Below are 15,327 nucleotides of genomic sequence, written 5' to 3' on the forward strand. Positions count from 1 at the left end.
TCCAGTCCTTCACGCCCCGTCCGAATGGGTGGCACTGGGCTGGCCCGCCACCAGAGGTGTGTCGACGCCGAGCGGCCCGACCTTGCCGGCCCCACCCGGGGACCCGAGGGGGGCGTCGCGACCCGGCAGCGTTTCGGCGAAGAACGCCTCATTGTCGGCCAGGTAGGGTTTGAGGTCCTCAGGCAGGTCATCTTCGTAGTAAATCGCTTCCACCGGACACACCGGTTCACACGCGCCGCAATCGACGCATTCGTCGGGATGAATGTAGAGCGCCCGACCGCCTTCGTAAATGCAATCGACGGGACACTCGTCGACGCAAGCGCGGTCCATCACATCGATGCACGGCTTCCCGATCACGTAGGTCATGCGCTAGAGTTTACACAACATAACTTGTAAAAAGTAGGGCAAAGGTCGGAGAACCCATGGCCGCCAACGAACTTGACGTACGCCGGCTGCGCAAGCCGGACAAGCACCCGAGGATCTTCGCAACCTACGCCGCGCTGCAGGTCGGCGAATCGTTCGTTCTGGTCAACAACCACGACCCCAAGCACCTGCACGACGAATTCGAGGCCGACTATCCGGGCGGCTACGACTGGGAGTATCTCGACAAAGGCCCCACCGTCTGGCGGATCCGGATCGGTAAACTCATCGACACCCCACGCCCAGTGCGGCACCTCGGACATCTCGAGCTGGCCCTGGAGCCACTGGAAAGCTCTGCGCGGCAGGAGATCTGATGCCAGGACAACGAGCAGGTTCCGACCTTCCCCTACCGTCCTCGAGCCGCGCCGACGACGCGGTCGCCGGCCATTGGCTGCTGGCGCGGCTCGGCAAGCGCGTGCTGCGCCCCGGCGGTGTCGAGCTGACCCGCACCCTGCTGTCGCACGCGAAACTGAGCGGGGCCGACGTCGTCGAACTGGCACCCGGCCTGGGCCGTACCGCCACGGAGATCGTGGCCCGGGAGCCGCGGTCGTACGTCGCCGCCGAGAGCGACCCGGACGCGGCCAACGTGGTGCGCGGCGTGCTCAGCGACCTCGGTGCGCGGAACGCGGCCGTCCGGGTCGCGGACGCGGCCGCCACCGGATTGCCCGACGCGAGCAGCGATGTCGTCATCGGCGAGGCGATGCTGAGCATGCAGGGCGAGGCGGCCAAGGGGGCCATCGTCGCCGAGGCGGCGCGGGTATTACGGCCGGGCGGTCGTTACGCCATCCACGAACTCGCCCTTACCCCGGACAACGTGCAGGACGACATCAAGACCGACATCCGGCAGGCGCTCGCCCGGGCGATCAAGGTGAACGCGCGTCCGTTGACGGTCGCGGAGTGGTCGAGGCTGCTCGCCGAGCACGGATTGGTGGTCGATCAGGTCGCGACCGCGCCCATGGCGCTGCTGCAGCCGCGCCGGCTGGTGTCCGACGAGGGGCTCTTCGGTGCGCTGCGGTTCGCCAGGAATGTGCTCGTGCACCGCGACGCCCGCAATCGGGTCCTGACCATGCGCCGCACGTTCCACAAACATCGCAAGCAGCTGGCCGCCGTCGCCATCGTCGCCCACAAACCGGCGGCACCGGGCACCGCCTGACAACCGCTGCAGCGCTTCGACCTTCGCCTTTGCACCGCCGCCTACTTTGGGCCGGTTCCGCAATCTCTGCGTGACGGTTTAGTTACGTCGCCTGACAAAACTTGGCTGCGGCAGTTGCGGGGAGAACAAAGGAGCTTGCCGGTTATGGGTGCTACCCCACCGTTGTTGACGGATTCCGACCTCGATGCGTTGGCGTCGGATTTTCTGCAGTCGCACTACCTCGGGTCCATCTACGCCGATTGGTCTCCGGATCGACGGCTCGACATGTTCCTGCGGCGGCGCGGTCTCGCCCGGGTCGCCAACGACGGCGACCTGTCCCACAACGTCCTGGAACGCATCATGGCCCGCGGCCGCGCCACGCTGGCGCGGCACTGATCGGCCCGACATTTTCCATAGGACCAGGTAGGCGATCCGATGACAAAAAACCTGAAAAAAACCGGATTTCGCGCGGCGAAAATCCCGGCCAACGCATTGGTACAGACGTACTATTGTGCCCTAGAGCGCGACGCACCTCCGGGGCCGGACGAGGCGTCGAGGCTAGCGGGGAGGGGACGATGAATTCACCGAAATGGACGGTTCATTGGCCGCAGCGCAGGCCGACGGCCACGATCTACCAGTTGACCGACCGCCTCCACAAAGGACACGTCGCTCGCGTGCCCGCACACCAGATCACGGCGACGGTTGCGGCGTGGCTGGCCGACCTGGGAGCCGACAGCCCGTTGGTCGACGAACTCGAGCGCGCCGTCTGCGGCGGCGACTGGGCGGCCGCACACGCGCTGAGCGAATGCCTGTCCATCGAGATCGCGGTGGCCGACTAGTCAAGTCGTCGTCCAGCAAAGCTTTGTTCTTAATCGACATTATTGCTGGTTTTCATCGACAGTTTTGTTGACGTATATCGACGTGCCCAACAGTAACGGGCGTGTCCGACCTCCCGACACAAACGAAGTATCTGCAGGCCTCGAGGGGCAGGCGGGCGTCGCACTATCCCGGCGACGACCGCGAGCAGGCGATACTCGCCACCGCCGAGCGACTACTGCAGGAAAGGCCGCTGGCCGACTTTTCCGTCGACGACCTAGCAAAAGGCGCCGGGATATCGCGGCCCACCTTCTACTTCTATTTCCGGTCGAAGAACGCGGTGCTGCTGTCGCTGCTGGACCAGATGAACAGCAAGGCGCAGGCGGCGCTGCGGGCGCTCGACGTCGTGTCGTCCGGTGACCCCGAGGCGATTTGGCGGGCCCGCATCGAATCATTCTTCGAGGTGTCCGGATCGCACCGGGCGGTCGCCGTCGCAGGGGCGGCGGCCAAGGCGACCAACCCCGAGGTGCGGCAGCTGTGGTCCGCACTCATGAGCAAGTGGATCGCCTACACCACCATCGCGATCAAGGCCGAGCGCGGCCGCGGCGCGGCACCCGACACCGTCCCGGCCGCCGAGCTGTCCGTGGCGCTCAACATGCTGAGCGAGCGGATGATGGCCGCGACGTTCACCGCCGAGGATCAGGCGATCCCCGAAGACCGGGTGATCGACACGCTGCTGCACATCTGGCTGGCCAGCATCTATCAGCGGTGACCGACCGCCCGCGCCGCGCGGCCCAGGCTCTCGTCGATCAGCCGGTCGGCGGCGCCGAAGTACGTCGGCGACGGCTCCTTCCCGACCAGGTCGGCGATCGCCCGCTGCTCTGCTGAAACGTCTGCGGCATCCAGGTTTTCGGCCATGCGCTGCGCGTGCACGGTCAGCCCGGCGAGCAGCTCGCCGCTTTGGGATCCCGCGACGAGGGTGCGGCGGGCCAGCGTGCGCAGCGTGTCCCATTCGGCGTGCCACGCCCCGTCGGGGCGCTCGTCGTTGGCCAGCGCCGCCGCCGTGTGCAGCGTCGCGGCCAACGGCGGCGCGGCGATCGCGGCACGGCGGATCAGAATGGACAGCACCGGGTTTCGCTTGTGCGGCATCGACGACGAGGCGCCGCGGTCGGCGGCTGCCGGCTCGCCGAGCTCGGCGATCTCCGGCCGGGCCAGGGTGACGACGTCGGAGGCGATGCGACCCCAGGCGTCGGTGCAGCCGACGAAGGCGTCGGCCGCCGCGGTGATGGGCGCGCGGGCGGTGTGCCACGCGGGCCGATCCTGCAGACCCAATGCGGTCGCGGCGCTTCGCATCAGCTGCAGTGCGACGCCGGCCGGGTCCCCCGCGCCGGTGAGCAATCCGGCCAGTTCCGTCATTGCCGCCAATGTGCCTGCGGCGCCGCCGATCTGGATCGGCATGGTCAGCGCGGTCATGCGCTCGAACGCGTCGACGATCCCGGTAAGCCAGCTTGCGGCCTTGACGCCGAAGGTGGTGGGCGCGGCGGGCTGAGTGAGGGTGCGGGCCGGCATCGGCGTGCCCCGGTGCCCGGTGATGAGTTCGGTCAGCGCGAAAATCTGCTGCCTCAGCTGGGTTGTCAGGTCGTCGGCGACCCCGCGCACGCCCAGCATCAGGCTCGTGTCCAGGACGTCCTGGCTGGTGAGCCCGCAGTGGATCCAGGGCGCGATGCGAGGTTCGGCCCGCTGCCGCAGCAGCTTGACCAGAGGGATCACCGGGTTGCCGCCGTCCTCCGCCGTGACCGCGAGCGATTCACGGTCGGTGTGGCTGATCAGAGTCCACAGGTCCGCTTCGGCGCACTCGGCGGGTGCGAGACCGGCGGCCGCCAGCGCGTCGAGCCACGCGCATTCCGCCGCGATCATCGAGCCCAGCAGCGCCTCATCGGTCATGTGCTCGCCGGCGCGATGGTCCCCCGGCCACAACAGGTTGCTCATCGCGCGCCTTCGGAGTATGCGAGGAACACGGTCTCGGCCGGGCCCTGCAGGTGGATGTCGAAACGGTAAGCGGCGCCGTCGTTTTCGGCGATGCAGAACAATGTGGACCGGCGCGCGGCGTCGACCGCCGCCAGCAGTGGATCGGCGTGCGGTTCGGCGCCGGGCAGATAGGCGCGAGTGAACAGCCGGTTCAGCAGCCCGCGGGCGAACACGGTGAGCGCGAAGAACGGCGGCCGCCCGGCGGTCGCGGATCCGGGCGCCAGCGTGGTGAAGGAGTAGCTGCCGTCGGCGTCGGTCGCACAGCGGCCCCAGCCGGTGAACACCGTATGGTCGCGGCGCAGCGAACCGGCTTGCCGCGCAACGCCTCCCGCACCGTCGGGTTGCCACAGTTCCACCAGTGCGTCCGGGACGGCGGCACCGGCGCCGTCGTACACCACCCCGTGCAGTCGGATGGCCTGCGGATGACCGTCGTCGACCAGCAGGTTGTCACCGGGATACGGCAATCCCAGGTCGAGGAAGGGGCCGACGGTTTGCCCTGGCGTGCAGGCAGATTCAGTCATGCTCGGCCTCGGTCGGGGTTCGCGCGCCACCGGCCAGCACGATGTCCCACCGGTAGCCGGTCGCGTACTCCGGTTCGGTGACGTCGTGGTCGTAGCGGGCGATCAGCCGTTGCCGCGCGGCCGGATCCAGGATCGACTGGAAGATCGGGTCCAGCTCGAACATCGGGTCGCCCGGGAAGTACATCTGGGTGACCAGGCGCTGGGTGAAAGCCGTTCCGAATACCGAGAAATGGATGTGCGCCGGGCGCCACGCATTGTGGTGGTTGCGCCACGGGTAGGGGCCGGGCTTGATGGTCAGGAAGCGGTAGGTACCGTCCGGCCCGGTCAGACAGCGGCCTGCGCCGGTGAAGTTCGGGTCGAGCGGCGCGGGGTGCTGGTCGCGCTGGTGGCGGTAGCGCCCGCCGGCGTTGGCCTGCCAGATCTCCACCAGCTGGCCCACCACGGGCCGGCCGGATCCGTCGACAACGCGCCCGGTCACCACAACCCGCTCCCCGATCGGCTCGCCCGGATGACCGGCCGTCAGGTCGGCGTCGTGCGGGTCGACGTCCTGGTGGCCGAAGCACGGCGCCCAGCGTTCGACGCCCTCGGGATCGACGACGACCAGCGGTTGCTTCGGATGGCGCAGAATCGTGCTGCGGTACGGCGGATAGTCGAGCCGTGGCTGCTCTACGCGCCCGACTCCCCCGGCGCCCTGGTATTGCGCTGCGATGCGGGCGATCTCCGCAGTGATGTCACCCTGAGAAGCGACACACTCGGGGTTCATGTGCCGTGAGGCTACTCTCGGTGGCCCACCGAATCCGGCAAGCGGGCGGTGTGGTCGGGTCAGAGAGAGCGCACCAGCGCCGCTCGCCCCTTGGTGCGCATCTTATAGGTGGCCGAGCCGCGGTACTGCTCCATCCTGGCGGCCATCTTGTTGCCCAGCTCCTCGAGCTCGGCGTCGGTGATCTTCACCTCCGGCGGCGCGGGAATCATGTCGCGTTCCTCTTCGTCGGCGTGCGCCTCCAGCACCGTCTTGAACGAGTTCCACTCGTCCTCATAGCCGGGCGCGCTCTGCGGCGTCCGCAGCAGCACGGACAGCTGGTCGACCACCTGGCGGTGCTCGGCGTGGGCGACCGCGATCAGCTTGCTGGCATCCTTGAGCGCCGGGTAGTACAGGTCGTCCTCGATGCGGAAGTGGATGTCGAGCTCAATCAGCAGGTCGTCGAAAAGCTCATGCCGCTCTTCGGAATTCACCGGCGCATCGCTGATCTTGCGGCCGAGGCCCTTGATCACGATGTGGTGTTCCTTGAGCACGTCGTAGGCGTTCAATTGGCTCCTCCTTTTGCGATTCCTGCCGCGCCGCCGGGAGCATGTTGCTGCTCGCCACGGACCTCGACCACTCCGTCGACCAACCGGGCCTCGTAGCACGGCAGCGGCGCTGCTGCCGGGCCACGCACAACTTCTCCGGACTCGGCGGCGAACCATGAGCCGTGCCAGGGGCATACCAGCCGGCCGCGGTCCATCCAGCCGTCGGACATCGGCGCGGCCAGGTGCGGGCAGAATTCTCCATACGCGGCGACCTCACCGGGCTTGGTCTGGCAGACCACCAGGCCCACCCCGTCGACCTCGACCCGTACCGGCTTGCCGTTCAACGAACTTGCGGGCAGCACCGGCGTCCAGGTGGAGGTGCGCAGCCGCGGGCCGGACTGGTCGATGCCGATCCCGGACTCGAAGACCAGCGCGCCACCGAGGTAGCTGCCGGCCACGGTGATGCCGTAGCCGAGGGCGGTGAGCAGGATGCCGCGTCCGTGGCGCCCCTTGCGCCGGTCCCACCAGGACTGCATGTACAACGCGGTGGCGGCCACGTTCACCAGGCCGTGCACCGCACCGACCCGGCGGTCCTCCTCGTGGGTGTGCTGCCAGTCGGTGACGCCGGTGACGGCCGAACCGAGGCTCGCCAGGATGCCGACCCCGAGCGCTCGCGACGCGAACCGCGACGCGTCGACGACCTCGGATGCCGGCTGCCCGGGCAGCAGGCTGAGTGCGTCCAGCGCCACCGTCGTCCCGAGCGCGCCACTCGTCAGCGACGCCAGCGGCGGGTGCACCGGGTGACCGAGCCAAACCCCGTTGAGCGCGTTGGCGACGGTGTTGCGGGCGCCGCCGAGGCCGTTGTAGGCGAAGCTGAGCAGGTGTTCGAACCGATAACTCGGTCGATCAATCCACTCCTGGCGCCCGATAGCGGCCAGAACCTTCGATCCGACCTGCTGCAATCGACCCCCTCGTGGCCGACCCACCATGGCACCAGTCCTTCCTCAGATTCAGAAAAAACGGTGGCTAATCGCCGCAATACCGAACGATTACCCCTTGTTTACTTCGCGCTCACGTGCGCGGTGTGGCTGTTGTGACCCACCGTAGTGGCGGGCTTCCGCGTTTCAATTGCGTGCAACCTGTGAATTAGCACCAAGCATTCTTGTAGAAACCTGGCGGCGCGGCTGCCAGGTGATTGACCGGCGCCCAAGTCTGCGAGATTCTACTGAGCGGAGAGTAGCTCTGTAAGACAGAGAAATCGCAGAGGGGCCATGGCAGACCAGCGCGGCGAATTGGTCGAGGTCTTCGAGAACGTGCGCCGGGGAATGATCCCGGCCCACATCTACAACGACCGGGAACTGTTCGCGCTGGAGAAGCAGCGGCTGTTCAGCCGGGCGTGGACGTTCGTGGGGCACGAGTCCGAGATCGGCCAGGACGGCGATTACGTGGTGCGTCGCGTGCTCGACGACTCGTTCATCATCACCCGCGACTCGCAGGGCACCGTGCGGGCTCTGTTCAATATGTGCCTGCATCGCGGAATGCAGGTCTGTCGCGCGGAGATGGGAAACGCCTCCAACTTTCGGTGCCCCTATCACGGTTGGACCTACCGCAACGACGGCCGGCTCACCGGGTTGCCGTTTCACCGGGAGGCCTACGGCGGCGACGAGGGATTCGCCAAGGACCAAACCCTGTTGCCCGCACCGAATTTCGCGAGCTACAACGGCCTGCTGTTCATCAGCCTGGATCCGAAAGCCGAACCGCTGGAAGAGTTCTTGGGCGACTTCAAGTTCTATTTGGACTACTACACGAAACAAAGCGCCGGCGGTGTCCAGGTGCGAGGGCCGCAACGCTGGCGGATCAAGGCGAACTGGAAGATCGGCGCGGAGAACTTCGCCGGCGACATGTACCACACCCCACACACCCATGCGTCGATCGTCGACATCGGGCTGTTCCGCGAGCCGAAAGCCCAGAAGCGCAAGGACGGTGCCACCTATTGGGCGCACCGCGGCGGTGGGACCACCTACAAACTTCCGCCCGGCGGTTTCGAGGAGCGGATGCGCTACGTCGGCTACCCCGACGACATGATCGGCCGGATCAAAGACGTGTGGACGCCCCAACAGCAGCGAGTGGTCGGCGAGGACGGGTTCATGATCTCGGCCGCGACGTGCTTTCCGAACCTCAGCTTCGTACACAACTGGCCCAAGGTGCACGACCGCGAGGACCAGGTGCTGCCGTTCATCTCGATCCGGTTGTGGCAGCCGATCAGCGAGAACGAGACCGAGGTGTGCTCGTGGTTCGCGGTGGACTCCGCCGCTCCCGCACAGTACAAACAAGACTCGTACAAGGCCTATTTGATGTGCTTCGGGTCGACCGGCATGTTCGAACAAGACGACGTGGAGAACTGGGTGTCGTTGACCGCCACCGCGGGCGGTTCCATGGCGCGACGGCTGCTGCTGAACAGCCGGATGGGCCTGCTCGCCGACGACCGTCCGGTCATCGAGGCGTTGCCGCCCAGCGCTTTCCACGGCCCCGGACGCGCCCAGGTCGGCTACAACGAGCACAACCAGCGAGCGCTGCTGAACATGTGGGCCGACTATCTACAGAAGGCAGGCGTATGAGAAAGCCCTTGCCGTGCCTGCCTTTTAGCGACCCTCGCCACCTGGAGGCGCATCAGTTCCTGGTGGACGAGGCGTACCTGCTCGACGCCCAGCAGTATGAGGCGTGGCTGGATACGCTGACCGACGACGTGCATTACGCCATGCCGGTGCGCGTCACGACCGCGCGCGGCGCCGGGTTCGACACGTCGCCGGAAAGGGGGCCCGGCATGGACCATTTCGACGAGGACAAATACTCGTTATCCCAGCGGGTCGCGCGGATGGGCACCGAGCACGTGTGGGCCGAGGACCCGCCGTCGCGGCTGCGGCATTTCATCACCAACGTGCGCACCTTTGCGCCCGACGACCCAGAAGACACCGCCCACCTGGTGGTCGAATCGGCCGAACTGCTGTTCCGCAGCAGGGGCGACGTCAACGACAGCGCCCTGATGTCGTGCGGACGCCGGGACGTGTTGCGCCGGTGCGATGATCGCTGGAAGCTGGCGCGCCGCATGATCATCGCCGACGAGTCGGTGCTACGGATGCAGAACCTGGCGGTGTTCCTGTGAACGACGAACTGCGGCGGCTGCTCGACGGCGCTGTCGGCGAACCGATAAGCGTCGCAAACGAATTCACCGAGGTCGTGGTGCGCCGGGTCGACACCCGCAACGGGTCGCGCCTGCTGATCAGCGCGCCCAGGTCCGGGCAGTGGATCACCCTGGACGCGCTCGAGGTCGAGGCATTGACCTGGCAGAACCCCCGTACGCTGGCCGCCATGGTCGGCAATTCCCATGCGCCACTGCTGCCCGACGAGAGCGAACCTGCGCCGTGACGGGCTGGCTGGAGGGCAAGCGCGCCCTCATCGTGGGCGCGGGTTCGGGAATCGGCCGCGCCGTGGTAGCGGCATTCGGCGCCGAGGGAGCGAATGTCGCCGTGCTGGAACGTGATCCGCGCAAGTGTGACGCGTTGCGCCAGCAGTTGCCGCAGGTGCCGGTGGTCGAGGGTGACGCCACCACCCACGAGGCCAACGACCGTGCCGTCGCCGCGGCGGTGGACGCCTTCGGCGGGCTGGACACCCTGGTCAACTGTGTCGGCGTCTTCGACTTCTACCGGGGGTTGGGCGACATCGAGGCCGCCGCGCTCCCCGATGCGTTCGACGAGATGTTTCGCACCAACGTGCTGAGCCACCTGCAGTCGGCGAAGGCCGCGATCCCGGCGCTGCGCCGCGCGAGGGGCTCCTCGATCGTGCTGACCGAGTCCGCGTCGTCGTTCCATCCCGGACGCGGCGGCGTGCTCTACGTATCGTCGAAATTCGCGGTGCGCGGCCTGGTCTCGGCGTTGGCGCACGAGCTGGCGCCGGACATCCGGGTCAACGGGGTGGCGCCCGGCGGCACCCTCAACACCGACCTGCGCGGCCTGTCCAGCCTGGGACTCGACGAGACGCGCCTGGACGACAGCCCGGACCGGGCGCGAGACGTCGCCGCGCGCACGCCCCTGCACGTCGCGCTCACCGGCGAAGACCACGCGTGGAGTTACGTGTTCCTGGCGTCCGAGCGGTCCCGCGGGATCACCGGCGAAACCGTCCGGCCCGACGGCGGATTCGGGCTCGGCGCACCGCGATGACGGACCTGGGTCAGCAGCGCGCCCTGGTGGCGCAGGGTTGCCGCGTCGCGGCGGCGCGCGGACTGGTCGACGGCATCCTCGGCCACCTGAGCCTGCGGGTCGACGACGAGCGTCTGCTGGTGCGCTGCCGAAGCGAGTCCGACACCGGCGTAGCGTTCACCCGGGCAGACGACATCCGGCTGATCAGATTCGACGGCACCGCCGGTGCCCCAGGCGAACTCGACGGGTATCGCGTTCCCAACGAGCTGCCGATCCACGTCGAGACCATGCTGGCCGACCCGGGGCACGTCGCCGTCGCGCACCTGCATCCCCCGGCCGTGGTCGCCGCCGATCTGGCGGGCATCACGATCCGGCCGATCTATGGCGCCCATGACATTCCCGGCGCCTGGCTGGCGCGCGGCGGTGTGCCCGTCTACGAACGCGCCGTGCTGATCCGGAATTCGCGGCTGGGCAAGGAAATGGTGGCGGCGATGCGCGGGCGGCCGGTGGTGATCTGCCGCGGGCACGGAATCACCAGCGCCGCCGCCACCGTGCAGCAGGCGGTGCTGCAGGCGATCAGCCTCGACGCGCTGGCCCGGATGTCGTTGCGGGTGCGCGCGGCCGGCGGCACCCTGCGTGACATCGACGACGCCGACTGGGAGGACCTGCCGGACCTGGGGCCCGCGTTCACCGCCGAGGCGGCCTGGCGCCACGAGGTGGCACGGCTTGCCGGCGGTTAGCCGAGCTGATCGCCAATCTCCTTGGCGGCGGCCACAAGTGCGGCGGCCACCGCGGGATAGCGGGAGGCCGCCAGCCGGTTTTGCGGCGCGGCGGCGTTGAGCGCAAGCCGCAGCCCGGGCGCGCGGGTCGGAATCGGCACGGCGACCGACGCGACCCCTTCCTCACTCTCTTCCCGGTTGGTGGCGTAACCGCGCTCGCGGATGCCGGCCAGCTCGGTTTCCAACTCGGTACGGCTGCCGATCGAATGCGACGTGATGCGCTTCAGCTGCTCGCGCGGCAGCAGCGCGCGCAGTTCGGGTTGCGGCAACTGGGCCAGCATGACCTTGCCCGTCGAGGTGCAGTGGGCCGGCATGGCACGGCCCAGCCGCGACGCCACCCGCACCGCCGCCGGCCCCTCCACGGCGGCGACGAAGCGGACGCTGGCGCCGTCGAGCATGCCGACGTGCACCGTCTCGCGCAATTGTTCGCTGAGGCTGCGCATGACGGGCGCGGCGGATCGCGCGATGTCGATGCGGCCGAAGATCGCGAACGCCACCCCGGTCAACGACGGACCGGGCAGATAGGCCTTGGACACCGGGTCCTGGCGGACGAACCCGCGGTAGGCCAGCATCGCCAGCAAGCGATGCGCGGTCGACGACGCCACGCCCAGATAGCGGGTCGCCTCGCTCAACCGGATCTGGGGCTGTTCACCCAGCAGCAGCAACAGCTTGAGCGCGTTGTCGACCGACTCGATCGGATACTGCGGCGCAAGCGAATCGGCGACCGGCTCGCGCTTCTTCTGCATGACCTGACGGTACTCGCGGCGCCGCGGAAAATTGCCTCGGTTAGAGCAGGCTCAGCATGATCGCGCCGAGTAGTCCTGCGGCCATCACGACGCACGTGCTGGCCGCGATGGCCTTCCAGCCGAAGCTGCGGGCGACCATCGCCGCACCCGGGATGCTGACGGCGGGAAGGGTGATCAAGAGCGCACCGAGCATTCCCGACGAGGCCCCGAGCAACGCCAGGCTCTGTAGAACCGGGATTTCGCCCGCCGTCGGAATGACGAGGAGAGTGCCGACGATCGCGGCGAGTACGACCATGACGAGGCCCTGCAGCAGGTCATGGTGCACCGGCTGAGCGAGTGTGAGCAGCCAGCCGCGACACGCGCCGACCAGGAGCACCAGGATTGCGTATTCCGGCAACAAGACCACGCACAGGCCCAGCAGCGCTCGCCCGAACCGGCGCCCCTTCCCCACCGGCTCGGGCGCATCGATCGCCGCGGTCACCGGCGGCGCACTGCCGTCCGCGGGAGTAACCAGCGCCACCGCCGCCGCGACCGCGAGCACCGTGGCGAGACCGACAACCACTCTGGTCAGCGTCCACTGCCAGGGGGCGACGAAGCACAGGAAGACGATCACCGCGGGATTCAGCAACGGGTTGCCCAGCCAGTACGCGACGGCAGCGGGCGATGTGACGCCGTTGCGCCGCAAGGTCACGGCCACCGGTGCGGCGCAGCACGTGCACATCATCGACGGCATGCCGGCGACCCCGCCGGCAAGCCCGCTTGAGATCGGATGGCGGCGGTTCATGGCTCGCGGCAGCCATGAGCGCGGCAGCAATGCCTGCACCGACGCGCTGATCAGCAATGCCACCAGCAGGGCCGGCCAGATCGATGACCAGTATGCGTGGAAGAACGTCGCGGCGGCATGCCACGAAGGGCTGTCGCCGGCGTGTACCGAACCCACGGTCAAGATGTTGCGGCCGGACCAATGATGGCTCCGCCCGGCGCTCACGGCCTTGCTCACATAGGGCATCCATTTGGCCCAGAGCAGTCCGGTCGCGAACACGGCCGATGCGGCCACAACACCTGATGCGACATCCACCCGTTGCAACGTCCCAAATGCCTTGACCGGCAATGGCTTCGCCATGGTCCATGACGCTAGACCAAAGCCGGTCCCAGGCGCGCCCGGGGTGGTCCGCGGCCACGGCGGGACGATGCTGCGTTTCACATGGTCCGGATTGGAGGATAGCTATTATTCTCGGCATCGTGAGCGGGGCTATTCACGCTGGATACCGCCGTTACGTGGCCATCGGTGACAGCCAGACCGAGGGCCTGTGGGACGGCGACGACACCATCGGCCTGCTCGGATTCGCCGACCGGCTCGCGGTGATGGTCGATTCGCTGTACCCCGGCCTGCAATACGCCAACCTCGCGATACGCGGAAAACGGATCGGCCACGTGCTCACCGAGCAGCTTCCGCAGGCGTTGGCGATGCGGCCCGACCTGATCACCGTCTGCGCCGGCATGAACGACGTGATTCAGCCCGGGCGATCATTCGCCCCCGCCCTGGCCGACCTCGAGCACATCTACGCCGCACTGGCCGATTCGGGCGCGACCGTGGTGACGACGACCTTCCCGAACGTCGCCCAGTTCCTGCCGCTGGGCCGGCTGGTGGCGGGGCGGCTCGCCCGGATCAACGGGGCCATCACCGCGGCTGCCCACCGCTATGGGTTCCGGCTCGTCGACCTGTACAACGCGCCGTCGATGCGCGAGTTGGACACCTGGGCCATCGATCGGGTGCACGCGTCCACCAAGGGCCACATGCTGTTCGCCGCCGCGGCCGCCGAGGCGCTCAATTTGCCTGACAGCAGCCATGATTGGGCGTGCGGCGGCCTCACCCCCACGCAGCGTTCCTTCGCGGCGGGCACGTTCGAGCAGCTGCGCTGGACGCAGGAGAGCTTCTTCCCGTGGATCTGGCGGCGGCTGCGCGGCCTGTCGTCGTACGACGGACGCGAACCCAAACGGCCGCAACTGGAGGCGCTGGACACCCTGAGCGAATTCAAGCGCACACCTTAAGGCACGGACCCGTGGCCGGTCAGGCATCCTTGACGCATGCATCTGGAGTCCTTGCTGCACTCGATTCCGCCGCTCGCGGTCTACCTGGTGGTCGGCGGTGTGGTCGGGATCGAGAGCCTGGGCATCCCCCTGCCGGGTGAGATCGTGCTGGTCACGGCGGCGCTGATGTCGTCGCACCATGACCTGGCCGTCAATCCGGTCGGGGTCGGCGTCGCCGCGGTGCTGGGCGCGGTGATCGGCGATTCGATCGGCTACGCGATCGGCCGCCGGTTCGGCATGCCGCTTTTCGACCGCCTCGGCCGGCGGTTCCCGAAACATTTCGGGCCAGGCCACGTCGCGCTTGCCGAGAAGTTGTTCAACCGCTGGGGTGTTCGCGCCGTTTTCCTGGGCCGCTTCATCGCGCTGCTGCGAATTTTGGCCGGCCCGCTGGCGGGGGCGCTGAAGATGCACTACCCGCGGTTCCTGGCGGCCAACGTGTCGGGCGCCGTCTGCTGGGCGGGCGGCACGACCGCATTGGTGTATTTCGCCGGCATCGCCGCCGAGCGCTGGCTGGAACGGTTCTCCTGGATCGGCTTGGTGATCGCCGTCGTGGCCGGGCTGACCGCCGCAATCCTGTTGCGGGAACGCACATCCCGGATGATCGCGGAATTGGAGGCCGAGCATTACCGCAAGGCCGGCACCACCGCCTCCGACACCGTCTGACTAAACGGCCTCGCCCGTGTCCGCGGTCATCGGCGGCCGGTGTTCATCAATCAGAAACCGGGCCATCTTGCGGGCGCGCAGTGCGGCATCCAGGTCCCCGACGGCGGCCAGAACGATCGCGCCCTTCATCAAAATGTGCCAGGACGAGGCGAATTCCTCGACGTCGGTCAAACCGGCGGCAACGGCGCGGCGGCGCACGATGTCGCGAACGTGGTCGATGTGGGTGATGCAGGCCCGACCGGCCGGGTGATCGGGTCCCACCTCGAGCAGCACGTTGATGAACGAACAACCCTCGTAGCGGTCGCTGAGCTGAAACCAGTCGTGCATGACGTCGAAGATCGCCAGCAACTGTTCCTCGGGGGTGTTGCCGCGCTGGCGCGACTGCTCCTCGATCAAGCCGCGGGTCCAGAGCTCCTCGCGGCGCGCCAGCACGGCCAGCACCAGGTCATTCTTGGTCGCGAAATGGCGGTACAGCGTCGCCCTGGCGACACCGGCCCGTGCGATCACCTCGTCGGTGCCCACTGCGCGGATACCACGCCGGCTGAACAGGTCATATGCGGCGGTCAGTACGCGTTCGCGAGGCGACGCGGTGGGTGCTCCGACATCCGGAGTTGTCATACAGGACTTAACGTACTCTTAGGCCTCCGC

At 67.8% G+C, this 15,327-nt stretch carries 21 protein-coding genes; 12 read left to right on the plus strand and 9 right to left on the minus strand.

The window, feature by feature from the left end:
* Positions 1 to 9: 9 nt before the first annotated feature.
* Positions 10 to 366: a ferredoxin gene (fdxA, locus tag A5708_RS00475; protein ID WP_065026742.1), complete on the minus strand. Its 357-nt coding sequence runs from the start codon at positions 364 to 366 to the stop codon at positions 10 to 12.
* A gap of 56 nt (positions 367 to 422) precedes the next feature.
* Between fdxA and A5708_RS00480 the strand changes: the two genes are divergently transcribed.
* The 5 genes from A5708_RS00480 (at position 423) to A5708_RS00500 (ending at position 3,140) form a co-directional block, all read left to right on the plus strand.
* Positions 423 to 734 (plus strand): DUF2249 domain-containing protein, encoded by a 312-nt coding sequence (locus A5708_RS00480; RefSeq protein WP_065026743.1) that lies wholly within the window; start codon positions 423 to 425, stop codon positions 732 to 734.
* Positions 734 to 1,573, plus strand: a complete 840-nt coding sequence (locus tag A5708_RS00485) for a class I SAM-dependent methyltransferase (RefSeq protein WP_065026744.1) — start codon at positions 734 to 736, stop codon at positions 1,571 to 1,573. Before A5708_RS00480 ends, A5708_RS00485 begins: the two co-directional genes overlap by 1 nt.
* 165 nt (positions 1,574 to 1,738) lie before the next feature.
* Complete coding sequence (locus tag A5708_RS00490; protein WP_171975051.1) at positions 1,739 to 1,948, plus strand: hypothetical protein; 210 nt, start codon at positions 1,739 to 1,741, stop codon at positions 1,946 to 1,948.
* Positions 1,949 to 2,127: 179 nt separating this feature from the next.
* Complete coding sequence (locus A5708_RS00495) at positions 2,128 to 2,391, plus strand: hypothetical protein (protein WP_065026745.1); 264 nt, start codon at positions 2,128 to 2,130, stop codon at positions 2,389 to 2,391.
* Between the two features lie 101 nt (positions 2,392 to 2,492).
* Positions 2,493 to 3,140, plus strand: coding sequence for a TetR/AcrR family transcriptional regulator (locus A5708_RS00500; protein WP_065026746.1), 648 nt, complete (start codon positions 2,493 to 2,495; stop codon positions 3,138 to 3,140).
* Here A5708_RS00500 and A5708_RS00505 read toward each other — a convergent pair.
* The 5 genes from A5708_RS00505 to A5708_RS00525 are packed head-to-tail and all read right to left on the minus strand — an operon-like array spanning position 3,131 to position 7,193.
* Positions 3,131 to 4,357, minus strand: a complete 1,227-nt coding sequence (locus tag A5708_RS00505) for a lyase family protein (protein ID WP_065026747.1) — start codon at positions 4,355 to 4,357, stop codon at positions 3,131 to 3,133. The two genes, A5708_RS00500 and A5708_RS00505, sit on opposite strands and share 10 nt — an antisense overlap.
* The gene (pcaG, locus tag A5708_RS00510) at positions 4,354 to 4,917 is read right to left on the minus strand and encodes a protocatechuate 3,4-dioxygenase subunit alpha (protein WP_065026748.1); all 564 of its coding nucleotides are present in this window, start codon (positions 4,915 to 4,917) and stop codon (positions 4,354 to 4,356) included. The genes A5708_RS00505 and pcaG overlap by 4 nt, the downstream gene beginning before the upstream one ends.
* The gene (pcaH, locus tag A5708_RS00515) at positions 4,910 to 5,680 is read right to left on the minus strand and encodes a protocatechuate 3,4-dioxygenase subunit beta (RefSeq protein WP_065026749.1); all 771 of its coding nucleotides are present in this window, start codon (positions 5,678 to 5,680) and stop codon (positions 4,910 to 4,912) included. Before pcaH ends, pcaG begins: the two co-directional genes overlap by 8 nt.
* Before the next feature lie 59 nt (positions 5,681 to 5,739).
* Positions 5,740 to 6,225 carry a hemerythrin domain-containing protein gene (locus A5708_RS00520; protein ID WP_065026750.1) on the minus strand — a complete coding sequence of 162 codons (486 nt, stop codon included), beginning with the start codon at positions 6,223 to 6,225 and terminating at the stop codon, positions 5,740 to 5,742.
* The gene (locus tag A5708_RS00525; protein ID WP_065026751.1) at positions 6,222 to 7,193 is read right to left on the minus strand and encodes a Rieske 2Fe-2S domain-containing protein; all 972 of its coding nucleotides are present in this window, start codon (positions 7,191 to 7,193) and stop codon (positions 6,222 to 6,224) included. Before A5708_RS00525 ends, A5708_RS00520 begins: the two co-directional genes overlap by 4 nt.
* 282 nt (positions 7,194 to 7,475) lie before the next feature.
* On the opposite strand from A5708_RS00525, the gene A5708_RS00530 reads away from it, so the two are divergent.
* Genes A5708_RS00530 through A5708_RS00550 form a run of 5 tightly spaced genes read left to right on the plus strand, consistent with a single transcriptional unit; the run spans position 7,476 to position 11,140 of the window.
* A complete protein-coding gene (locus A5708_RS00530) occupies positions 7,476 to 8,822 on the plus strand; it encodes an aromatic ring-hydroxylating dioxygenase subunit alpha (protein WP_065026752.1) in 1,347 nt (448 codons plus the stop codon).
* Complete coding sequence (locus tag A5708_RS00535) at positions 8,819 to 9,367, plus strand: 3-phenylpropionate/cinnamic acid dioxygenase subunit beta (RefSeq protein WP_065026753.1); 549 nt, start codon at positions 8,819 to 8,821, stop codon at positions 9,365 to 9,367. Before A5708_RS00530 ends, A5708_RS00535 begins: the two co-directional genes overlap by 4 nt.
* On the plus strand, positions 9,364 to 9,630 hold the full coding sequence (locus A5708_RS00540; protein WP_065026754.1) for a dihydrodiol dehydrogenase: 267 nt from the start codon (positions 9,364 to 9,366) through the stop codon (positions 9,628 to 9,630). Before A5708_RS00535 ends, A5708_RS00540 begins: the two co-directional genes overlap by 4 nt.
* The gene (gene hcaB / locus A5708_RS00545; protein ID WP_065026755.1) at positions 9,627 to 10,421 is read left to right on the plus strand and encodes a 3-(cis-5,6-dihydroxycyclohexa-1,3-dien-1-yl)propanoate dehydrogenase; all 795 of its coding nucleotides are present in this window, start codon (positions 9,627 to 9,629) and stop codon (positions 10,419 to 10,421) included. Before A5708_RS00540 ends, hcaB begins: the two co-directional genes overlap by 4 nt.
* Positions 10,418 to 11,140, plus strand: coding sequence for a class II aldolase/adducin family protein (locus A5708_RS00550; protein WP_065026756.1), 723 nt, complete (start codon positions 10,418 to 10,420; stop codon positions 11,138 to 11,140). The genes hcaB and A5708_RS00550 overlap by 4 nt, the downstream gene beginning before the upstream one ends.
* Here A5708_RS00550 and A5708_RS00555 read toward each other — a convergent pair.
* Positions 11,137 to 11,925 carry an IclR family transcriptional regulator gene (locus A5708_RS00555; RefSeq protein WP_065026757.1) on the minus strand — a complete coding sequence of 263 codons (789 nt, stop codon included), beginning with the start codon at positions 11,923 to 11,925 and terminating at the stop codon, positions 11,137 to 11,139. The two genes, A5708_RS00550 and A5708_RS00555, sit on opposite strands and share 4 nt — an antisense overlap.
* 40 nt (positions 11,926 to 11,965) lie before the next feature.
* The gene (locus tag A5708_RS00560) at positions 11,966 to 13,048 is read right to left on the minus strand and encodes a permease (RefSeq protein WP_065026758.1); all 1,083 of its coding nucleotides are present in this window, start codon (positions 13,046 to 13,048) and stop codon (positions 11,966 to 11,968) included.
* Between the two features lie 119 nt (positions 13,049 to 13,167).
* Here A5708_RS00560 and A5708_RS00565 point away from each other — a divergent pair, with 119 nt between their 5' ends.
* Together A5708_RS00565 and A5708_RS00570 are read left to right on the plus strand one after the other, a co-directional pair.
* The gene (locus A5708_RS00565; protein WP_065026759.1) at positions 13,168 to 13,977 is read left to right on the plus strand and encodes an SGNH/GDSL hydrolase family protein; all 810 of its coding nucleotides are present in this window, start codon (positions 13,168 to 13,170) and stop codon (positions 13,975 to 13,977) included.
* 36 nt (positions 13,978 to 14,013) lie between these two features.
* Positions 14,014 to 14,679 (plus strand): DedA family protein, encoded by a 666-nt coding sequence (locus tag A5708_RS00570; RefSeq protein ID WP_065026760.1) that lies wholly within the window; start codon positions 14,014 to 14,016, stop codon positions 14,677 to 14,679.
* Here the strand turns inward: A5708_RS00570 and A5708_RS00575 are convergent, their stop codons facing one another.
* On the minus strand, positions 14,680 to 15,297 hold the full coding sequence (locus A5708_RS00575) for a TetR/AcrR family transcriptional regulator (RefSeq protein WP_065026761.1): 618 nt from the start codon (positions 15,295 to 15,297) through the stop codon (positions 14,680 to 14,682). It lies immediately after the preceding gene.
* Positions 15,298 to 15,327 lie beyond the last annotated feature (30 nt).

The organism is Mycobacterium colombiense, from assembly GCF_001672755.1.
Lineage (GTDB): Bacteria > Actinomycetota > Actinomycetes > Mycobacteriales > Mycobacteriaceae > Mycobacterium > Mycobacterium colombiense_C.